The following is an 18,443-nucleotide window of genomic DNA, read 5'->3' on the forward strand; positions in this document are numbered from 1 at the left end:
GAGAAAAGACATGAAATTTACGAACGAGTTGAAAAACTCAAAAGGGTTTACCCTAGTTGAGTTGATGGTCGTTGTTGCCATCATCGGGATTCTATCTGCGGTAGCAATTCCAAACTTTAAAAAGTATCAAGCGAAAACGAAAACTTCTGAAGCGAAACTTCAGCTAGCTTCAATTTACTCAGCGATGACAGCTATCCAAACTGATTATGATGCCTTCGGTACATGTTTAGGTGATGCTGGTTATGTATCTCCAAATGGTGCATGGGATTCATCTACTCCAACTAGTGGAAGTAACTATTATTCAATCGGATTTAGTGCTGCTAACTCGACACCAAACCAAATTGTTAGAGATAACGGCGGAACTTGTCAGAATATCGAATTTGGGGCACCTGCATTTAAGAAGGTTGGTGGACAGAGAACAACTGTTGCTAACATTTCTACGATCGCTGTTTCAAACATGGGGAATGGTTCACAAACTGCTCCAGGTGTTGATGCTCAAGGTGGTTACTTTGTAGCTGGAGCAATCGGCTATATTGATACAGATAACATTACAACTGCTAAAGCTAGTAAATGGGCAATTGACCAAGACAAAGTACTTAGAGAGATTAATAAAGGTTACTAATCTTTAATTTAATAATCTTGAAAATAGAAGGCCTCATTGATTTGAGGCCTTTTTTATTTCTTCTATTTTCTTAATTAAAACTTCTCGTTCTTTTATATCTTTAGTTCTATTCAATTGTAATTGAAGGAGTTGGAGGTGAGACTGTTTAGACTTACGTTTATTCTTAGCCTCTTCAATTAATCTTGGGAGAATTACAAAGTTTAGAGCATAAGGTGTCTTTTGAATCTTTTGATACATTAATAGGGAATTGTCGTAATCTTTGAGTTGAAAGTGATAGTTAAAGGCGGCATTGTACATAAGTCTGTAATCGTTAGGAAAAACCTCTAAACCTCTATTGAATATTATCTCCGCTCCCAAAATATCATCTTTAATGATTGATAAGTAGATACCACCATGAAGATAATTTTCGTAAAACTCTCTATCTAAATCAGCAATTAGTTTAAACCTATAATATAGCCATGACTTCTCTTGATTCTTTACGTGTTCAATATCTGCGTCAAGAAGCGTTTTTGTCCAATAGTAGCTTGAAATAAAACGGTAGTTTCCAAATGAAACAATTTTTATAAAATCACTATTTAAAGTAGTAAATAACTCAGGATTAACTGGTTTTTTAAATGAGAGATTATAGTTAATTCCTATTAAAAGTATGAATAGGATCAAAGGAATCAATTTATTTGTAAGTTGTGTTTTCTTCATGAGCATATCTGATTATACTAATATTAAAAAAAATAAAAAGGCTTCTATGTTAATTTGTGAAAATATATCAAAATCATTTAAGAAAGATTTTTGGAATAAAGATTTTTTAGCATTACAAGATGTAACTTTTGAACTGAATGCTGGACGAATCGTTGGCTTTCTTGGTGCTAATGGTGCAGGAAAAACAACTCTAATCAAAATTATTCTTGGATTCATTAAGCCGAACACTGGTTCGGTTAAAATCTTGAATATTGATTGGACTGAAGATGAGGTAAGAAAGTTAATTGGTTATATGCCAGAGCGACCATACTATTATCAGAATTTAACAGGTTATGAGTTCTTAACCTATTGTGGAGAACTACAAGAAATTGAGAACGAAGAGATTGAGAAAAATATTGAAAAATGGGCGACTAAGTTAGAGATTAAATTCGCTTTAGACAGGAAGATTAAAGGCTATTCTAAAGGGATGTTACAACGACTAGGTTTTGTCTCAGTACTTTTACATAATCCAAGACTTATTATATTAGATGAGCCACTTTCAGGCTTAGATCCAATCGGACGTAAAGAATTTAAAGACGTTATTAAAGAGGTTAATGAAGAGGGTGTTGGTGTATTCTTTTCTTCACATATTGTGAATGATGTCGAAGAAGTTTGCCACGATGTTGTTGTTCTAGAGAGTGGCAAGATCATTTATAACGGGCCGATTAAAGAATTAGTATCACAAAATACAAGTAATAAATTTATCATTAAGTACAATGATGGAGATAAGGATCATGAATTAGTGGTAGATGAAGATCTGAAAGATCAAAAAATCTTAGAATTAATTGAAGCAGGATTAAATGTTTCAAAACTAAATAGAGAAAGCTCGTCGTTAGAAGAAATAGTGTATCGGTTAAACAAATGAAGAATATATTAACAATCGCAAAGTTTACATTTAAAGATATTGTTAAGAGTAGAGTGCTCTATCTTACTTTTTGGATTGCTCTTTTTATCTTAACTTTAAGTTATATAACTTCAGAATTCTCTTATGGAAACGTTTTAAGAATTTCAATAGACTTTGGTTTAGGGGGAGCTTCATTGGCAGCAAATATTCTTGCAATTTTTGTTGGTGTAAATGTTTTGTCAGATGAAATTGAATCGCGAACTATATATATAACCTTGTCTCGACCTATTTCGAGAGTTAAGTTTTTACTTGGTAAAATCTTAGGAGTCTCGTCTATTCTTGTTTTAAGCTCATTTGTAATATTTGGAACTTCGTTAATAGTTTACTTATTACGTGGTGGTGCTCTTGATGGAGTTATAATTAATTCACTATTCCTAGGAATATTAGAGTCAATTTTACTTTTCTTGATTGTGCTTTTCTTTAGTTTAATAACTTCACGTGCACTAAGTGTTATCAATACTGTCGTTATTTATTTTGTTGGACATGCAATAACTCATATTTCAAGTTTATCTTTTGTAAAGGATAGAGAAGGACTTGAACTAATACTGCGAATATATAAAGCAGTACTCCCAGATTTAAACTTATTAAATTATAAGCCATTCGTATTTAATTCAAATCTTGTGTCAAATCAAAATATCATGAATAGTTATTTATATGGGCTTGCTTATATTTTAGTGCTTTCTTTTATAAATGCATACGTATTCAAAAATAAAGAGCTTAGCTAATGATATTACTATTTAAAATATATGCGTTTATCTTTGGAGCAATGATAGGAAGTTTTCTAAATGTTCTCATTTTGAGACTACCTACTAATGAAAAGTTTTTTATCGATCGGTCACGTTGTCCAAAATGTGGCTTTCAACTTAAGTGGTTTCACAATATTCCAATTTTAAGCTTCATTGGCTTAAGAGGGAAGTGTGCTAACTGTAAGACGAATATTAGTTTTCAATATCCAGTTATCGAGTTACTTACGGCAACTATATCGTTATTTCTATTTGGAGGCGAAATAAGTCTTCATGGATTAACTTCTTATTTATTCTTTTTTACTGTTGCTTGTTGCCTCCTTGTTCATTTTGTCATTGATGTACGTCATCAAATATTACCAGATGTAATTAATGTATATTTGGGAATAATCTTTTTTATCCATGTCGTATTTTTTTATAATTGGAAGCACTGGGTTCTAGGTGGATTAATTGGATTTTTAGTACCTTACTTAATTACTTACCTATTTTATAAAATTAAAGGTGTCATCGGCCTGGGTGGAGGTGATATAAAGCTGTTTGGTGTTCTCGGAATTTATCTTGGTCCATTAGGAATTATTCATAATATGCTCTTTTCATGTATACTAGGAAGTTTGCTAATGATGCCTTTATTACTTTTCAAAGTTATTAAAAGAGACCAGGCAATAGCATTTGGGCCATTTATTATTATTGTGGCCGTTATTCAAATCTACTTTCCAAGTACCTTTAAAATGATGCTGGGCGCATTGTTGTTTTAAATAACTTCTTGAAATGACTGGACTGTGCAGAGTATAATAAAATAATACTTTGATAGGTCACGGATGAAGAAGAATATTGATATACAGGATGTTATATTTAAAATTAGGGAAGCTTTAGGTTTAGTTCCTAAAGAACTTATTGGTGTTGACATTGGTCAAAGCTCAGTAAAAGTCTCTAAAATAGTTACCAAGAATGATACTTATAAATTAGTTAAGTATGCATCTGTTCCACTTCCGGAAGCTGCAATCATAGAAGATGAAATTCAAGATGAAGAAGCTCTAAAAGAAGCTTTAAAAGAAGCTTTTAAAGAAGCGAAAGTCACAGAGCCCTATATTTGCCTTGGTCTATCTGGGCCTAATACAGTAATTAAAAAATTACAATTAGCCGGTGGAGATGATGAAGAACTTGAAGATCAAGTAATTTGGGAAGCAGAGCAATACCTCCCATTTCCGGTTGAGGACTGTAATATCGATTGGTATGTCATCGGTGAAAACATGGGTGGTGGTCTTGATGTTATTGTTTGTGCGGTAAAGAAAGATGTCCTTGAATCATTCAAAACAATAATTGAATCCTTAGGTAAGATCGTAAAAGTCGTTGATTTGTGCTCTATTGCGATTACTAATATCTACGAGCTAGCTTCTGAAGAGGATTTATCATCAGATATTGATGATGAGTCAGAAGATGAAATATTTGAAAATACTTCAAGTACAGATATAAATAAAATTCTAATTCCATCGACATTGCTAATTGATATTGGTTCTCAGGCAACTGTTTTTATCGTCCTTAAAAAAGGTATTCCAGTCTTTGTTAAAGAAATCATTATTGGTGGCGCGAGTATTACAGAAGAGATTCAGAGACAATTAGGGGTAACATTTCAAGAAGCGGAAGACTTAAAGAAGATGTCATCTGGTGAAGGTGTTCCTGATGATGTGTTAATGATTATTAATGAGATTAATGGAACTCTTGTTAACGAACTAAAAAAAGCTCATGACTTTTATATTAATGCAACTTCTGATGATTCTTTAAAGAATATTACAGTAACTGGCGGTTCAGTGCGATTACCTAATTTACTTGAGGAAATCCGATCATCTTTTGGTGTTGATGTTAATGTATTGAATCCATTTAATGAAATCGAATTTAATGAAAATGATTTCGATGATGATGAATTAAATGATATGGCCCACGAAGGTGTTGTTTCATTTGGATTGGCCCTTAGGGAGTTTCCAAAATGATAGAAATAAACTTATTAGAAAAAAAGAAACCTTTAGAGCTACCAGTAATTCTTGGTGTTGATTTTAATAAGGTAAATAAGAAATCGCTTCTTATTGGTTATGCTGTTTATTACGGACTTACATCTGTTCTAATTCCAGGTTTTAAAAATAAAAATCAAGATGTACGTGATGAGATTGTTCAGCAAAAGGCAGTCTTTAACAGACTAAAAAAAGAAGTTGATTCATTTGGTTCTTTAACTGAAGTTATGGATGCTTTTACAAAAAGAATTGAAGAGTTAAAAAGTAGAGAAGCACTTGTAGCGCAAGTTATGTCTAATAAATCTAACCCATATAAAGTACTAAGAGGACTTTCGGGATCATTGAATGATGATATTTGGTTTAACTCTTTAACAATTGACGACAAAAAAGTTATCAAGATTGATGGGGAATCAATATCTTTTTCATCGGTCGGGGACTTTATTAACAACGTTAAAGAACTTGAGTATTTCATACCAAGAAATGGCTACTCTTCTGAAACATTTGGTATGAAAGAACTTAAAGAAACTTCAGATCAGCTTTACGGTGAAAGTGTTACATTACAAAGTTTTTCAATTGAAGGGAAAATCCAATCATATGGAGATCTTGAGTAATGCTATCTCTAATTAATAAGCTATATTTAATCTTAATCGTTTGGGGCGCATTCCAGGCTTATGAAGCGTACAACGAAGTTGAAATTGAAAGAGCAAGTCTTCAAGAAGAAGTTAATATTGTAAACGGTAGAATTAGTAAGAAGAAAAAAGAATTAAAAAAACTTAAGGATTACGAAAGAGACGTTGAGCAAAAGAAAGAAGAGATTGAAATAGTTGCTCAAAAACTTGAAGAGACACAAAGACGTCTACCTAAAGATATTAGTGATAATGAAAGTATTAACTTAATCAAAAAGCTCGGAGAAAGCTTAAAGATCAAAGATGTACAAATTAATCCAAGCGGACAAGAAGAAAATGGATTCTATATTACGAAATATTATACATTTTCAGGGAAAGGGACATATCTACAATTCTTGCTTTTACTAGAAAATATTTCTAAACAAGAAAGAATTTTAAATGTTAGAGATATTAATTTAAGTAAAATTACAAAAACAAATAAGTCTCGTTACGAAATAATTAATCTATACGCTACGATTGAGAGTTATATTTATAATCAAAACCATAGAGAAAAGCGTGGTATTGAAGAAATTGAGCAGAAACTTAAACAAGAACAATCTAAAAAACCTGCGAGAAAGAAAAGAACTAGGAATAAGAATTGAAAAATCAGAGCAAATTAATATTAGCATGCTTATTTTGTTTCTTAGCAATAGGACAAGCGCCTGTTGAACTAGGTTCCGGAAGAAATATTAGAGACCCGTTTAAAGTTAAATATAAGAAAAAAATGGGAAACAAAAAAGCGAGAAGAGAAAAGTTTACTGGTTTCTCTAATAAGCTTACTACAGATCATCTTCGTATTGATCGATTAAGAGTTACAGGTATCTTTTTAGGTAAAGATCCACGAGCGATTATAAAACAAGTTGAAGAAGAAGGATTATCTCAAGCTGTAATCATAAAAGAAGGTATGAAAATCGGCCCAGATCAAGTTGAGGTTAAAGCAATTCTACCTGGTGGGGTAGTATTAGTTGAGAAAATTATTAATGTATACGATGAAGAAGAGTACTTGGAAACAATACTTCCTTTATCAGAGTAGTTCATAATACTTTTATAAAATTCAATTTGTGATATCATAAAAATATAATAATTTTACTTAGGAAGAGTAAAAATGAAAAAAATAGTTATTGCAGTATCAATTCTATACTCATTTCTTGCACTATCAGCAAATTTAACAAAAATTGATTTTCAACAGAAAGACGATTTAAGTTATTTGAATTTCAACTTTGATAAGAACGATTTCAAAATTAAAAAGTTCCAAGTCGTTAAAGACAAACAAGTCATTATTGATATTGAAAATACAGTATCCACTCAAAGAGTTCTTAGAGCTTTTGATACTTCTGAATTTTCAGGTTCGGTAGTATTTGTTTCTGCTTTTAAGGCTCCAGGGAAGTCGCAAGATATTAGAGTCGTCGTACAATTAAGAGATAATGTTCGCTCTAAACTTCAAACTTCAGGAAACCTTGCAAGTATCATATTTGAAAATCGTTACGGAGCATTTGCTAGTTCTAAAGAGGAAGAAGGTGCTTTAACAACAGCTGAAGAAAAGAAGAGTCAAAGACTTCTAAAGCCAAAATCTAAAAGCATGGAAGATATCTTAGAAAACTTAACTCTTTCAGGGCAAAAAAAGTATGTTGGTAATAAGATTTCCTTGAATGTTAAGGATATGAAGATCAATGACATTCTTGATCTTATTGCGGATGCCTCAGGTTTCAACGTTATTATGACAAATGATGTTGCTGAGTTAAAACCATTATCACTTAACTTAGTAAATGTTCCATGGGATCAGGCACTCGATACAGTTTTATCTATTAATAAGTTAGTAGCAGAAAAAAATGGTGCAATTCTAACGATTAAGACACTTGCTCAAGCAACAGAAGAGAAAAGAAAAGAAAGAGAAGCTACGCAAATTAAAGAAGTAGCAGAACCTCTCGTAACTAAAGTTCTTCCTATCTCTTATTCTAAAGCTAAAGACTTAACGACTCTTTTAAAGGACTATGTTACTCCTGCAAGAGGTTCTTTAATTGCTGATGAAAGAACTAATAATTTAATCATTAATGATACTCTTGAGACGACAGAAAAAATTGCAAAGATCGTTGATATTCTAGATCGTCAAACTCCACAGGTTCTTATTGAATCAAAAATTGTTGAAGTTAACGAAGGTTATCAAAAACAAATTGGTCTGCAGAATGGACTCAATTTTGGATATGACCCAATTGGACAAATACCAACTTCTACAGATTTAACAGGTTCGGCCAGTTCGACTAGTATTTCTGGTCCAGGGCTAAGCTTTTCAAGTGCTCCAACAACTGGTGAGAACACAAGGAACTTACTTGGTGTTACAATCTCAAGATTTGGACGCTTATTTGATTTAAATTTTCAGTTACAACTTTTAGAAAGTGAATCAAAAGGTAAGATCATTGCTTCTCCTCGAGTTGTAACTAAACATAACGTAAAAGCAGAAATTATTTCGACAGACACAACTTCTTTTGAAGAAAGAGAAGGGACTGGTGAAGATATTACAATTACATTCAAAGAGACAACTGCCGAGCTAAGTTTGGCCGTTACTCCTCAGGTTGCTAATGATGGGGCAATTGATTTAATTGTCGAACTATCTAAAGAGCAATTTGGTACTGCACCAGCAGCGGGAGCACCACCTGATAAAACTAAAAGACAGGTAAAGACAAATGTACTTGTTGAAAATGGATCAACAATTGTTCTAGGTGGACTTTATAGTTATTCTAAAATTGAATCGCATTCTGGTGTTCCTTATTTAAAGGATGTACCTATTGTCGGTTGGCTATTTAGAACTCCGTATAATCCACAGGTAAGTAAAACAGAACTTGTTATTTTCATTACACCGAGAGTTATTAATCAAGAACGTGCAGGTTTAACAAGTAGCTTGTAGATGAAAAATTACAATAATCTAATCACAAAATATAAAAGTCAATTGGAGAAAGACCCTCGATCGAAGGTCTTTGCTCCTTTGGCCGAAATATACAGAAAAGTTGGAATGAATGATGAAGCATTAGCTTTACTTAAAAGAGGACTAATTCATCATCCTAACTTCTCTGCTGCTATTATTGTTTATGGCCAGCTATTATTAGAGAGGGAAGAGATTGAAGAAGCTTACACTGTATTAAAGCCACAACTTTCTATTAATGGCGATAATATTAAGTTTCTTAAACTTTTTGCTCATTCTTGTTTTAAACAGAATTTGATCCTTGAGGCCCTAAATACATATAAAAGAGTTCTTTTTATTTCACCTAAGGATACTGAAGCAACTGAGTTTATTGTAAAATATGATAATTTTGACAGTATTGAAAATGAAGATCTAACTCAAAAAACTTTTGATATATCGAATTTAGATGATGAAATAGAAAGTTGGAGTACCTTAAGTTTAGTTCCACAAGTTAAAGAAGAGCCAGTCGTTGAAGATAAACCTAAGAGTGAACCAGGACAAATCTTTAGCCATACTCTAGTTGACCTTTATCTAAAACAAGGCGCAAAACAAAAGGCGATAGAAGTTCTTAACAGTGCGCTAGCTGAAAATCCTGAAGATCAACGTATCCAAGATAGACTACTTGAGCTTGAGGGACAAGACGAGATCAGTGAGAGTAAGGGCCGTGAAGACTTAATGGCCGCTTTTGAATCGACAGCTAAGAAATTAGAGCAAAAACCAAAAGTAGAACTGGAAAAACTGACAATGGCCTTTGAGCTATTCGAATCATACTTAAAGAAAAGAAGCAGCGAAGTTTTAAATGGATAAATTCTTAGTCATTAATGGTCCTAATTTAAATTTATTAGGTAAAAGAGAACCATCTATCTATGGCACACTTGATCTTGATGCCATTGAAAAGTACACCAATGAAAAACTCGGGCAGTTCGGGCATAAAGTTGATGTTGAATGGTTCCAATCTAATGGTGAGCAAGAGATCATTGAAAAAATACATGCTGCGTCAGAAAGTGATATTAAAGCGCTGATTATCAACCCAGCAGCTTTCTCTCATACTAGTATTGCTATTTTAGACGCCTTGCGCGTGATGAAATGCCCAGTAATTGAAGTACATCTTTCAAACACAAACCTAAGAGAGGAGTTTAGAAAGAATAAAATTACTGCAAAATCTTCAACAGCTGTGATAGAAGGTTTAAAAGAAAAAGGTTACTTCCTAGCAATATTATCGCAATTAATTTAAAGGGTTTTTATGGAAATATCGACAAACGACTTTAGGAAAGGTTTAAAACTAGAAATCGATGGCAAACCATATGTTTGTATTAAATGTGACTTCACTAACCCAGGTAAAGGTTCAGCTTTTTATAAGTTAAGAATCAAAAACCTAGAAACAGGTGCAGTTATTGAAAGAACTTTCAAGTCTGGTGTAGCAACTGGTGCTCTTAAGCCAGATCTAGAAGAAAAAGAAGTAGAGTATTTATACAATGATCCTGATGGATTTAACTTCATGGACCAATCGTCTTTTGAAACAATTCACGTTGCAACTGAATACATTGATGATGCTGCTAACTACCTACAAGAAGGTATTAAAGTAGGACTATTATATTATAAAGGTAAACCAATTTCGATTGAACTTCCTAACTTTGTTGAGTTATCAGTAACTGAAACAGACCCAGGTCTTAAGGGTGATACAGCTCAAGGTGGATTAAAGAAGGCAATTATGGAAACAGGTCTTCAAGTAAACGTTCCACTATTTATCAAAGAAGGGGAAATCCTAAAAATTGATACAAGAACTGGTGATTACGTCGAGCGTGTAAACAAATAATTTCTTAAATATAAAGGCCCTTTAAAAGGGCCTTTTTCTTATCTCTAATCCATGTCTTTCTGTGGTAAAAAGTACGCTTAACATTAATTAAAATAATTATTTGATATAATAATTTTAGATAGTTAGTTGTATTTATATACCAGAGGAAATGTGTCAAATAACACAACCGAAATGACAAAATATGAATTTGAAAAAGTAATGAGTAATACTCAAGAGCTTATTATTTTTTTAGAATCAAATCGTATTGATAATGAAGAGCAATCTTCAATTGATGTTTTTTATCTAGACTCACTCTCAAAAATTTTATTTTTTCACTCCACTGGAAAAGTTCAAAAATTATTTTTAGAAATTAGTAGCCTCACTACTTACTTGATAAAAAGAAAAAAAATTAATCGCTTAAATGAATTAACAAAAATATTCACGCACTTTGATATTACATATTCAAATGATTTATTATCGTACATTAAATTAATAAGTGGCCAAGAGTTAAAGGAAGATATCTCTAATATCATCACAACAATTACTGCTGTTAAAAACCCTGAAATATATTTTCAAATATCGGCCATTAGAAAAAGGTTAGTGAATGATATTAACTTAATAGATCCTTTGATGTTTATTGAATCCCTATTCAAGATCATTCCTCTATTTTTTGAGTCTGAAGAATTTCAAGATGTTTTATACAACTATGTTAAACGTTCAGACGATAATGATTTGATTAGAGCGATTAATCATTATTTGAAAGATTATACAGGTATAGAAGAACATACTAAGAATACGAAAGAGCACGTATTTAACAGGGATTATGTTGAGGCGTTGTATCTACCTCCAAATAGGAAAGATGAGTTGCTATCGTTAGTAGAATTAAGAGAAAAACTAATTGATGGCTGTGAGTCTAAAACTGAATATGTAAATACTCTATTTGAAATGGCTGCAGCTTATAAGCGACTTGGAAATAATGAACGAGCTTTCTTTATGGCAGTTATTGTTAATCGTTTAAGTCCAGGCTATAGGAATGTTGAGGTAATGTTAAAGAGATGAGATTTGTAAATAAATTTCTGATTATATTTACTCTTGTCTTTGGACTTCTCACGGTAGGAGCCTGGCGTTTTATACAGTCAAAATATGTATCAACATTACTAACAGAGTATATTAATAAAAATGTAATCATTGATTCAAATATGTCTCTTTCTTTCACTAGAGTTTCGGGTGGATTTTTCCCTCCTCGAACTATTTTAGAGGATGTTAATTTCAAAGTAAGAGATGAACTTGAAGTACAGGTAAAGGATGTTTCAGCAGCATTTTCTCTTTTAAGTCTTTTCTCATCAAATATAAGATTTAACTCTGTTGAATTTAGTGATGGTTATGTTGTTCTAGAGAAATTAGAAAAGAGTGAAGATGATAATTCTCAAGTAAGTATTTTTAATACTCTTTCCAATGTTACTAACCAATTACCTTTTAAAATTAACAAGATTGAAATTAAAAACTCTGATTTTTATATTGCTGAAAATAAATTAAATATACCGATCAAGTACCTAGCACTTAGTCCATTTGAGTATAGTTATGACATCCTTCTTGATATTGAAAATGTTAAGTGGGAAGGTGCTGTAGTCGATAATCTTTATCTTGACGCTGAAATTGTTGAAAACAATATTCGTGTCAGAAATGGATATATATTCATTAAAGATTCTAAAATTAGCGGATCAGGAAAATATGAATTTAGTAGTAAGAAAGTTCATTCCGATATCGATTACAAAATAAACTTTGATAGTTTTGAGGACATAAAAAGAAAATACAATATAAATATTGATGGCGTTATAGAAGGGAAATCGACTATCACAGGTGCTGTTGATAAGAAGGATATATACGTTAGTGGTTTTACTAATGGTAGTAATATACATTCTGATTATGTAAATCTTGATTCTTTTAAAACGAAACACTCTTTTCATAATAACAAGTTAACGATTAGAAATTTCACTGGTGAAGTGAATAGTGGAAAAGTTAAAGTAGCTGATGAATTAGTGTTAAATTTTAATTCTGACAAAGTTATAGATAATGATGTCGTTGTTGAAACAACTAATCTTCATCTCAATGATATTTTATATTTTCTAGGCGAGGATTTTGTCCTTTTAAAGGGCCGAGCTAATGGAAAGGTTTTATTGAGAATGAATAATTCTGGTGAAGTCTTAGTCGATACCTTTAAGAATAGTCCTATCTCAATCACTAACTTAGCTTTAAAACCAAGTACTGATAACATTATAAAATTTTCTAACATTAGCCTAGAGAACTTAAATATAGTAGCAGGAAGTGATTTTAATATAAGTGTTAATGCTAAAACTAATAATTCATTGTTAATGGGGAAAGGTTCAGTAATAGGTAATCTTGTTGACTTTGATATTAAAGCAAAGAACTTCTCGATATCAGATCTTGGTGGTGAAATTGCTGGGGTTGCAAAAGGACATGGCGACTTTGATATTACAATAAAGGGAACTGATAATGTTGTAATTGATGTGAACTCATCAGATGTTGAGTATGTTGATGTTTTTGGTTTCTTGCTTGAGAAGAAATCCAAAGCAAATCTTAAGTATTCAATTAACGAAAATATCATTTATGTTGATAGTTTAAATAATACAACAAATGGACAGTCTAATATTTATGGTGTCGTAAATTTAGAAAAAGAAAATGTCGATTTAAATATTAAAATGAAGAGTGTTGACCTAAGTCTTCTACATAGAAATATTAAACCTATATGGGAAGATGTTAAGGTATATACCACACCACTTGAAGGTGTTTTTAATGCTGATGTAAATCTATCTGGAAATTTTTCAAATTTAGTAACTAAGTTGAAAATAGATTCAGATAAAGTAAGTGCCTATAAAGAGCCTATTGATAATATATCTTTAGAACTAATTGTCTCGAATAGGGAAGTCGAAGTAAAAGATGCAATAATAAAGAAGAATCGTTCTAGTGCATCCGCTGACTTTGTTTACAATTTCAAAAATGGATTCGAAAAAATTTCATTCATTACGACTCCAATTAAATTAGGGGATTTATATCGATATCGTGATCTTGGCCTTGGGTATAATGGTTATTTCTCTGCAAGTATTGATGCAAAAAGAAATGGTGTTTTAAAAGGAAAAGGTAACGCATATTTAACGGAAACCAAGATCGGAAACCAAGAAATTGGAGCTTCTGAGTTAGAATTTGAATTCATTGATAAGATCATTAATTTTAATACTAATATTCTTAATCAAGGAATACATATTGATGGTGAGCTAGATTTTAGTAAATCACAACCTAAAGTTATTTTGAATTATGCAGTTGATATGCCTGATATTAAACCATCTCTTGCATTTATTTCTGAGCACAATTCTTTTAACAACGAGCTTAATGGTTTTGTACAAATGAGCGGTCAACTGTCTTATGACTTCAATCCTGATAAACCCGTCAGCTCTATCATGAATTTAACTCAGTTTCATATAAGTAATTATGGAAGATCCTTAACTTTAAGAAGGCCAACTTCAATAGAGATAGAACAATCTGAAATTAAACAATTAGGTCTCTCTCTCAGTGGATCCGGAGGATACTATCAATTGTCAGGAAGTGGTAATGTCGATACTAACTTTCAATTAGTTCAAGAGTTAGATATTAATCTAAGTTATCTAACATTACTTACTAGTGAGATTGAAAGGATTTTAGGATCAATCAAAGGAAAGGGGATTATTGTTGGTAATCGAAAAAAATATGACCTATCACATTCTCTTAGCACTTCTAATTTTGGATTAAAGCTTAAAAGTGTTCCGTTAGAAATATCAAATGCTAATGGAGTTGGTGCATACCGTGATCAAAAAATCCTAATAAATAATTTAAGTGGCGAAATTGGTTCAGGAGATTTTAATCTTTCTGGTTACATTAAGGCTAATTTTCCGTTTCCTGAAGTATATATAACTTCAAATTATACAAATGTAGGTTATCAAGTTGAATCTCGATCTATCGTTAATACAGATGGGAACTTAACTCTGAGTGGAAGAGGTTTTCCTTATTTAATTAAAGGAAGTGTATTTGTTAATGGTGGACTTATTGAAAACGAATTTAATGATTTTAAATCTTCCTCTGAATTCAATAAAAGTTTAAGTAAGTATATCACTCAAAATCAAAGAGGAATTCCAGATCTTATTAATCTCGATATTGATTTAAGTGTAAAGGAAACTGTCCGTTTAAGAAACCGCTTAGCTGATTTACTAATTGCGGGAGACTTACATATTGATGGCCAGTTCACAAACCCGGCTATGCAAGGTCAACTTATCATTGTTCCAGGTCTTAGTAAGTTTAAATTTAGAGGAAATGATTTTATTCTTTCTGAAGGAGTTGTGTACTTTACTAAAGAAGAGAATATGGATCCAATTACATTAAACCTTTTAGCGAATTCAACAATTGGTCAGTATGACATTGAAATGGGAATAACTGGTTCAGTAGATGATATCTCTATTAATCTAGAATCAACCCCTTCTCTTTCAAGAGATAATATCTTCTCATTATTAACTTTAGGTGTAACTTCAGACTTCTCACAGAACTTAGAAGATAGTCAAAGAACAAACTTAACAACAATTGGGATTGGAACCTTTTTAGTTGATCAACTTAATATCAACGAAGGTTTAGATGCTGCACTCGGGTTGAAATTGAGTGTATTACCTGAATTTACTGAAAGTTCGGATAGTCCTATTGAAGAAGCTACAAAATCTGAGCAATCAGTTAAAACTGCTACTAAACTACAGATAACGAAAAAAGTGAATGACAATATTAATTTAAAGTTTTCCAATACCTTTGATAGTGAAAGTAATAAGCAGTCAATTAATGTTGATTACAGCATAAGTGACAAACTTTCGATTGAAGGAATTTTTGAAAGTGAAGATGATACAAACAATAAAGAAGGGACAGATGGCTCTGTAGGAGCCGATATAAAATACAAATGGTCATTCTAAGATTGATAGCCACATTCTTTCTTCTAATCACTCCAGTTTTTGGAGCCGAATCAATTAATATCAAAAATGTTGATATTGATTGTACTGGACGTGAGGAGTGTTTATATATTATCGAAAGCTTCAAAAAGTATGAAGGCAAAGATTTAACTCGTGAGGAGTTAAATAGAGTGATTCAATTTGAACTAGCAAAGCCATACTATAAAACATTCTTTTATGAAGTTAAAAAAGGGCGACTTAATATTGTTGTAGAGACTAAGCCTCGAATTTTATCAGTATATGTTAAGGGAACAGACTCTGTTCTTAATCGTCGTATAAAAAATGATTTTAATTTGAAAGAGGGTGACTATTATGATGAGACTACTGCACAAGAGGGACTTAAGGCAATCGGTAAGGAATACTTTAAAAAAGGTTCTAAAGTAGGCACCATTACTAAAGAGTTAAATCAAGAAGGGGTGAAGCTTACTTTAAATCTTTTGAAGAATGAAATTAGAAGATTAGAAGAAATTAGGCTTAATGGTTTATTTGGCGTGAAGCTTAAAGAGTCAGAAAAGTTCTGGCATCGTATAAGAGGTACTTCTCTAGATTTTACTAATTATAAAAAAATGCTGCAGGAGTACCGTACCCTGCTTATTAGGGATGGCTTTTGGTTATCGCGTGTAAAAGAAGAACTTAAAGTTTTGAACAATGGGAATTATGAGTTAATTTTTAATATCGAACTTGGTTCTAGATTTGGTGTTAATTTTCATAATAATTACCGACTCAATCATAATGATCTACTTTCTCATGTTAAGAAGTATATACAAAACAATAAGGGAAGATTTGATGATATTTCTCTCAATCGACATATTGTAAATTTCTATCGTGAAAATGGTTACTATTATGCAAAGTCTAAACTTACGGAAGCGAAGGGATTTGATTTAAATGGAAATAATATTTTAAATCTATACTTCACGATTAATGAAGGTCGAAAGGTTACAGTTTCACAAGTAAACTTTAACGGAAATCACTATAAAGACAATAAACGACTAAGAAATATTTATTATAAAACAGACTCTGACTTACTCAAAGCAGACTATCTTCATGAAAGAGGACTAGAAAATGCTTCTGAAAAAATAAAAGAGTTATACGTTAAAGATGGATATATTTTTGTAAATATAGAAAAACCTAAAGTTGACTTTATAGATGGTGGCGATGCTGCAGTAGTATCTTTTTCAATCTCGGAAGGTGCACAGTATATTTTAAGTAAGATAAATATCGAGGGCATTGAGGATGAAGAGGCTAAATATTTTATAGAAGATGTTTTAAAAAATAAAATAGGTAAGCCATTCAACGTTGTACATATAGATGAAGATTTGAAAAATGCGCTAATCTCTCTAAAGACAAGAGGTTATTATTTTAGTTCTTATAGTGAAAAGCGACCTAAGAAAATTGTAAATGTTAACTCAGCAACTAATGAAATTGAACTTAATCTCAAGTTTGGCCTAGGTGTAAAAACTTACTTAGGGAATGTCATTGTAACAGGTAATTCAGCAACTAAGGACGTCGTAATTAGACGAGAGCTTCCTCTTGTTCGTGGTGATCTCGTTACACCAAAGGCGATGAATGATTTTATTGCACGATTAAGAGAGTTAGGCTTATTTTCGAACGTAAATATCTCTTCATTTGTTGGAGAGGAAATTTCTCCTACTGAAAAGTATTTGAACTTTGTTATCAAAGTTACTGAAAAGGATTTTGGGCTTGCTGAAATTGCCCCAGGTTTTCGTACTGATCTTGGTCTAAAGTTTTCTTCAACTATTTCGTATAACAACTTTAATGGAATGAACCGTTCTTTTATCTTCAAGGCGCAGACTAACTGGAGAACTGACTTTTCATATCTTGATGACCGTAGAAAACAGGATTCTAGAAAGCTTTTAGAAGGGCTAGTACAGTTTCAATATGTAGAGCCTTATTTATTTTACGATCTATTTAATTCGAAGGTAACTTTTAAGGCCACTGCACGATATGAAAGGAAAAGATATTCTGACTTTGACGCTGATATTATTAGTTTTTCACCTCAACTTATAAAGACATTCTCTGATGTCTTATCGATGAGTCTTACATATGAATTTGATAATATCAGGCAATTTGATGCAACGGATGCTATTGATGAAGATAAGTATATTATTGGTGCAATTAGACCTGAGCTGACTTTAGATTTTAGAGACAATAAAACACTTCCAAAAAAGGGCTCATGGTTTAACTTTTCTTGGGAATTTGCTAATCCTTATTTAGGTTCTCAAGAAAGTGAAGATTTAACGATTGATTACCATAAGGCAGTTGTTAGAAATTTTAACTATATTCCTATGGGTGATATTACTTTAGCGACTTCAATAGCACTTGGATATGAACATAACTTTTCTAGTGACATCGTTAAAGATAGTAGCGGTAATGTAATTATTGATTCAGATGGAAAACCAATGACTACAGGCTATATTCCTCCATTAAAGGTATTTCGTTTAATTGGACGTGATTATTTGCGTGGGTATAGCGATCTAGAGAGTGGAAGACTTAATGACGGTAGTTATATTAATGACACAACAGTTAGAGGTGAGGCATATTTTGTAAACTTCAGACTGGAGCCAAGATATTATATTGGTGACTATTCTGCTATTGCTGTATTTTTTGATGCAGGGCGAGTATTTGTTGATAAAATTGATAATTTTGACTTACTGAAATCTGTTGGTATGAGCTTCAAGTTTTTTACACCAATTGGCTCTCTAGATTTTGACTACGGAGTGAAATTAGATCGCATCGGGGGCGACTCTTTTGGCCGTTTTCACATCACAATTGGCCAATTCTAATAAAAAACGTATTTTCAGTGCCTTATGGCCGAAGAAAATATTACGCATGGCCAAAAAAATAACAATTTCCCATTGTTTTATTGGGACAAATTGTTTAATATCTGCCGAAACCCGTTACCCCACAAACAACGGAATTATGGGCCTTTAGGTCCTTAAGTGTTGTAAACAAATCATTTT

Annotated in this window: 16 protein-coding genes; 15 read left to right on the forward strand and 1 reads right to left on the reverse strand. The window is 32.1% G+C overall.

What is annotated here, in order from left to right; all coding sequences use genetic code 11:
* Positions 1–10 precede the first annotated feature (10 nt).
* The gene (locus ACMAYL_RS09910) at positions 11–622 is read left to right on the forward strand and encodes a type IV pilin protein (protein WP_412463554.1); all 612 of its coding nucleotides are present in this window, start codon (positions 11–13) and stop codon (positions 620–622) included.
* A gap of 33 nt (positions 623–655) precedes the next feature.
* Here the strand turns inward: ACMAYL_RS09910 and ACMAYL_RS09915 are convergent, their stop codons facing one another.
* Positions 656–1,318 (reverse strand): hypothetical protein, encoded by a 663-nt coding sequence (locus ACMAYL_RS09915; protein ID WP_412470433.1) that lies wholly within the window; start codon positions 1,316–1,318, stop codon positions 656–658.
* A 46-nt stretch (positions 1,319–1,364) separates the two neighbouring features.
* On the opposite strand from ACMAYL_RS09915, the gene ACMAYL_RS09920 reads away from it, so the two are divergent.
* The 14 genes from ACMAYL_RS09920 (at position 1,365) to ACMAYL_RS09985 (ending at position 18,266) form a co-directional block, all read left to right on the forward strand.
* Positions 1,365–2,222, forward strand: coding sequence for an ABC transporter ATP-binding protein (locus ACMAYL_RS09920; protein ID WP_412471048.1), 858 nt, complete (start codon positions 1,365–1,367; stop codon positions 2,220–2,222).
* The gene (locus ACMAYL_RS09925; protein ID WP_103218468.1) at positions 2,219–2,986 is read left to right on the forward strand and encodes an ABC transporter permease; all 768 of its coding nucleotides are present in this window, start codon (positions 2,219–2,221) and stop codon (positions 2,984–2,986) included. Before ACMAYL_RS09920 ends, ACMAYL_RS09925 begins: the two co-directional genes overlap by 4 nt.
* Entirely contained in the window at positions 2,986–3,759 is a 774-nt protein-coding gene (locus tag ACMAYL_RS09930) for a prepilin peptidase (RefSeq protein WP_412470430.1), read from the forward strand. Before ACMAYL_RS09925 ends, ACMAYL_RS09930 begins: the two co-directional genes overlap by 1 nt.
* A gap of 63 nt (positions 3,760–3,822) precedes the next feature.
* A complete protein-coding gene (gene pilM / locus ACMAYL_RS09935) occupies positions 3,823–4,992 on the forward strand; it encodes a type IV pilus assembly protein PilM (protein WP_392993784.1) in 1,170 nt (389 codons plus the stop codon).
* A complete protein-coding gene (locus tag ACMAYL_RS09940) occupies positions 4,989–5,621 on the forward strand; it encodes a PilN domain-containing protein (protein WP_103218465.1) in 633 nt (210 codons plus the stop codon). The genes pilM and ACMAYL_RS09940 overlap by 4 nt, the downstream gene beginning before the upstream one ends.
* Entirely contained in the window at positions 5,621–6,277 is a 657-nt protein-coding gene (pilO, locus tag ACMAYL_RS09945) for a type 4a pilus biogenesis protein PilO (RefSeq protein ID WP_103218464.1), read from the forward strand. Before ACMAYL_RS09940 ends, pilO begins: the two co-directional genes overlap by 1 nt.
* Complete coding sequence (locus ACMAYL_RS09950) at positions 6,274–6,708, forward strand: hypothetical protein (protein ID WP_103218463.1); 435 nt, start codon at positions 6,274–6,276, stop codon at positions 6,706–6,708. Before pilO ends, ACMAYL_RS09950 begins: the two co-directional genes overlap by 4 nt.
* 72 nt (positions 6,709–6,780) lie before the next feature.
* Complete coding sequence (gene pilQ, locus ACMAYL_RS09955) at positions 6,781–8,577, forward strand: type IV pilus secretin PilQ (RefSeq protein ID WP_103218462.1); 1,797 nt, start codon at positions 6,781–6,783, stop codon at positions 8,575–8,577.
* Positions 8,578–9,438: a tetratricopeptide repeat protein gene (locus ACMAYL_RS09960; protein WP_412463558.1), complete on the forward strand. Its 861-nt coding sequence runs from the start codon at positions 8,578–8,580 to the stop codon at positions 9,436–9,438.
* The gene (locus tag ACMAYL_RS09965; RefSeq protein WP_103218460.1) at positions 9,431–9,865 is read left to right on the forward strand and encodes a type II 3-dehydroquinate dehydratase; all 435 of its coding nucleotides are present in this window, start codon (positions 9,431–9,433) and stop codon (positions 9,863–9,865) included. Before ACMAYL_RS09960 ends, ACMAYL_RS09965 begins: the two co-directional genes overlap by 8 nt.
* A gap of 9 nt (positions 9,866–9,874) precedes the next feature.
* On the forward strand, positions 9,875–10,447 hold the full coding sequence (efp, locus tag ACMAYL_RS09970; RefSeq protein ID WP_103218459.1) for an elongation factor P: 573 nt from the start codon (positions 9,875–9,877) through the stop codon (positions 10,445–10,447).
* Positions 10,448–10,597: 150 nt separating this feature from the next.
* A complete protein-coding gene (locus tag ACMAYL_RS09975; RefSeq protein WP_146037874.1) occupies positions 10,598–11,485 on the forward strand; it encodes a hypothetical protein in 888 nt (295 codons plus the stop codon).
* Positions 11,482–15,426, forward strand: coding sequence for a translocation/assembly module TamB domain-containing protein (locus tag ACMAYL_RS09980; protein WP_412471049.1), 3,945 nt, complete (start codon positions 11,482–11,484; stop codon positions 15,424–15,426). The genes ACMAYL_RS09975 and ACMAYL_RS09980 overlap by 4 nt, the downstream gene beginning before the upstream one ends.
* Positions 15,414–18,266 (forward strand): outer membrane protein assembly factor, encoded by a 2,853-nt coding sequence (locus ACMAYL_RS09985; RefSeq protein ID WP_412463561.1) that lies wholly within the window; start codon positions 15,414–15,416, stop codon positions 18,264–18,266. Before ACMAYL_RS09980 ends, ACMAYL_RS09985 begins: the two co-directional genes overlap by 13 nt.
* The last annotated feature ends 177 nt before the right edge of the window (positions 18,267–18,443 follow it).

Origin of the sequence: Halobacteriovorax sp. RT-2-4 (genome assembly GCF_047085445.1) — a bacterium.
In the GTDB taxonomy this organism is placed as follows: domain Bacteria; phylum Bdellovibrionota; class Bacteriovoracia; order Bacteriovoracales; family Bacteriovoracaceae; genus Halobacteriovorax_A.

Coding starts and splice junctions, on each gene's coding strand:
- ACMAYL_RS09910 (WP_412463554.1), top strand. CDS start 11: ATGAAATTTACGAACGAGTTGAAAAACTCAAAAGGGTTTACCCTAGTT.
- ACMAYL_RS09915 (WP_412470433.1), bottom strand. CDS start 1,318: ATGAAGAAAACACAACTTACAAATAAATTGATTCCTTTGATCCTATTC.
- ACMAYL_RS09920 (WP_412471048.1), top strand. CDS start 1,365: ATGTTAATTTGTGAAAATATATCAAAATCATTTAAGAAAGATTTTTGG.
- ACMAYL_RS09925 (WP_103218468.1), top strand. CDS start 2,219: ATGAAGAATATATTAACAATCGCAAAGTTTACATTTAAAGATATTGTT.
- ACMAYL_RS09930 (WP_412470430.1), top strand. CDS start 2,986: ATGATATTACTATTTAAAATATATGCGTTTATCTTTGGAGCAATGATA.
- pilM (WP_392993784.1), top strand. CDS start 3,823: ATGAAGAAGAATATTGATATACAGGATGTTATATTTAAAATTAGGGAA.
- ACMAYL_RS09940 (WP_103218465.1), top strand. CDS start 4,989: ATGATAGAAATAAACTTATTAGAAAAAAAGAAACCTTTAGAGCTACCA.
- pilO (WP_103218464.1), top strand. CDS start 5,621: ATGCTATCTCTAATTAATAAGCTATATTTAATCTTAATCGTTTGGGGC.
- pilQ (WP_103218462.1), top strand. CDS start 6,781: ATGAAAAAAATAGTTATTGCAGTATCAATTCTATACTCATTTCTTGCA.
- ACMAYL_RS09960 (WP_412463558.1), top strand. CDS start 8,578: ATGAAAAATTACAATAATCTAATCACAAAATATAAAAGTCAATTGGAG.
- ACMAYL_RS09965 (WP_103218460.1), top strand. CDS start 9,431: ATGGATAAATTCTTAGTCATTAATGGTCCTAATTTAAATTTATTAGGT.
- efp (WP_103218459.1), top strand. CDS start 9,875: ATGGAAATATCGACAAACGACTTTAGGAAAGGTTTAAAACTAGAAATC.
- ACMAYL_RS09980 (WP_412471049.1), top strand. CDS start 11,482: ATGAGATTTGTAAATAAATTTCTGATTATATTTACTCTTGTCTTTGGA.
- ACMAYL_RS09985 (WP_412463561.1), top strand. CDS start 15,414: ATGGTCATTCTAAGATTGATAGCCACATTCTTTCTTCTAATCACTCCA.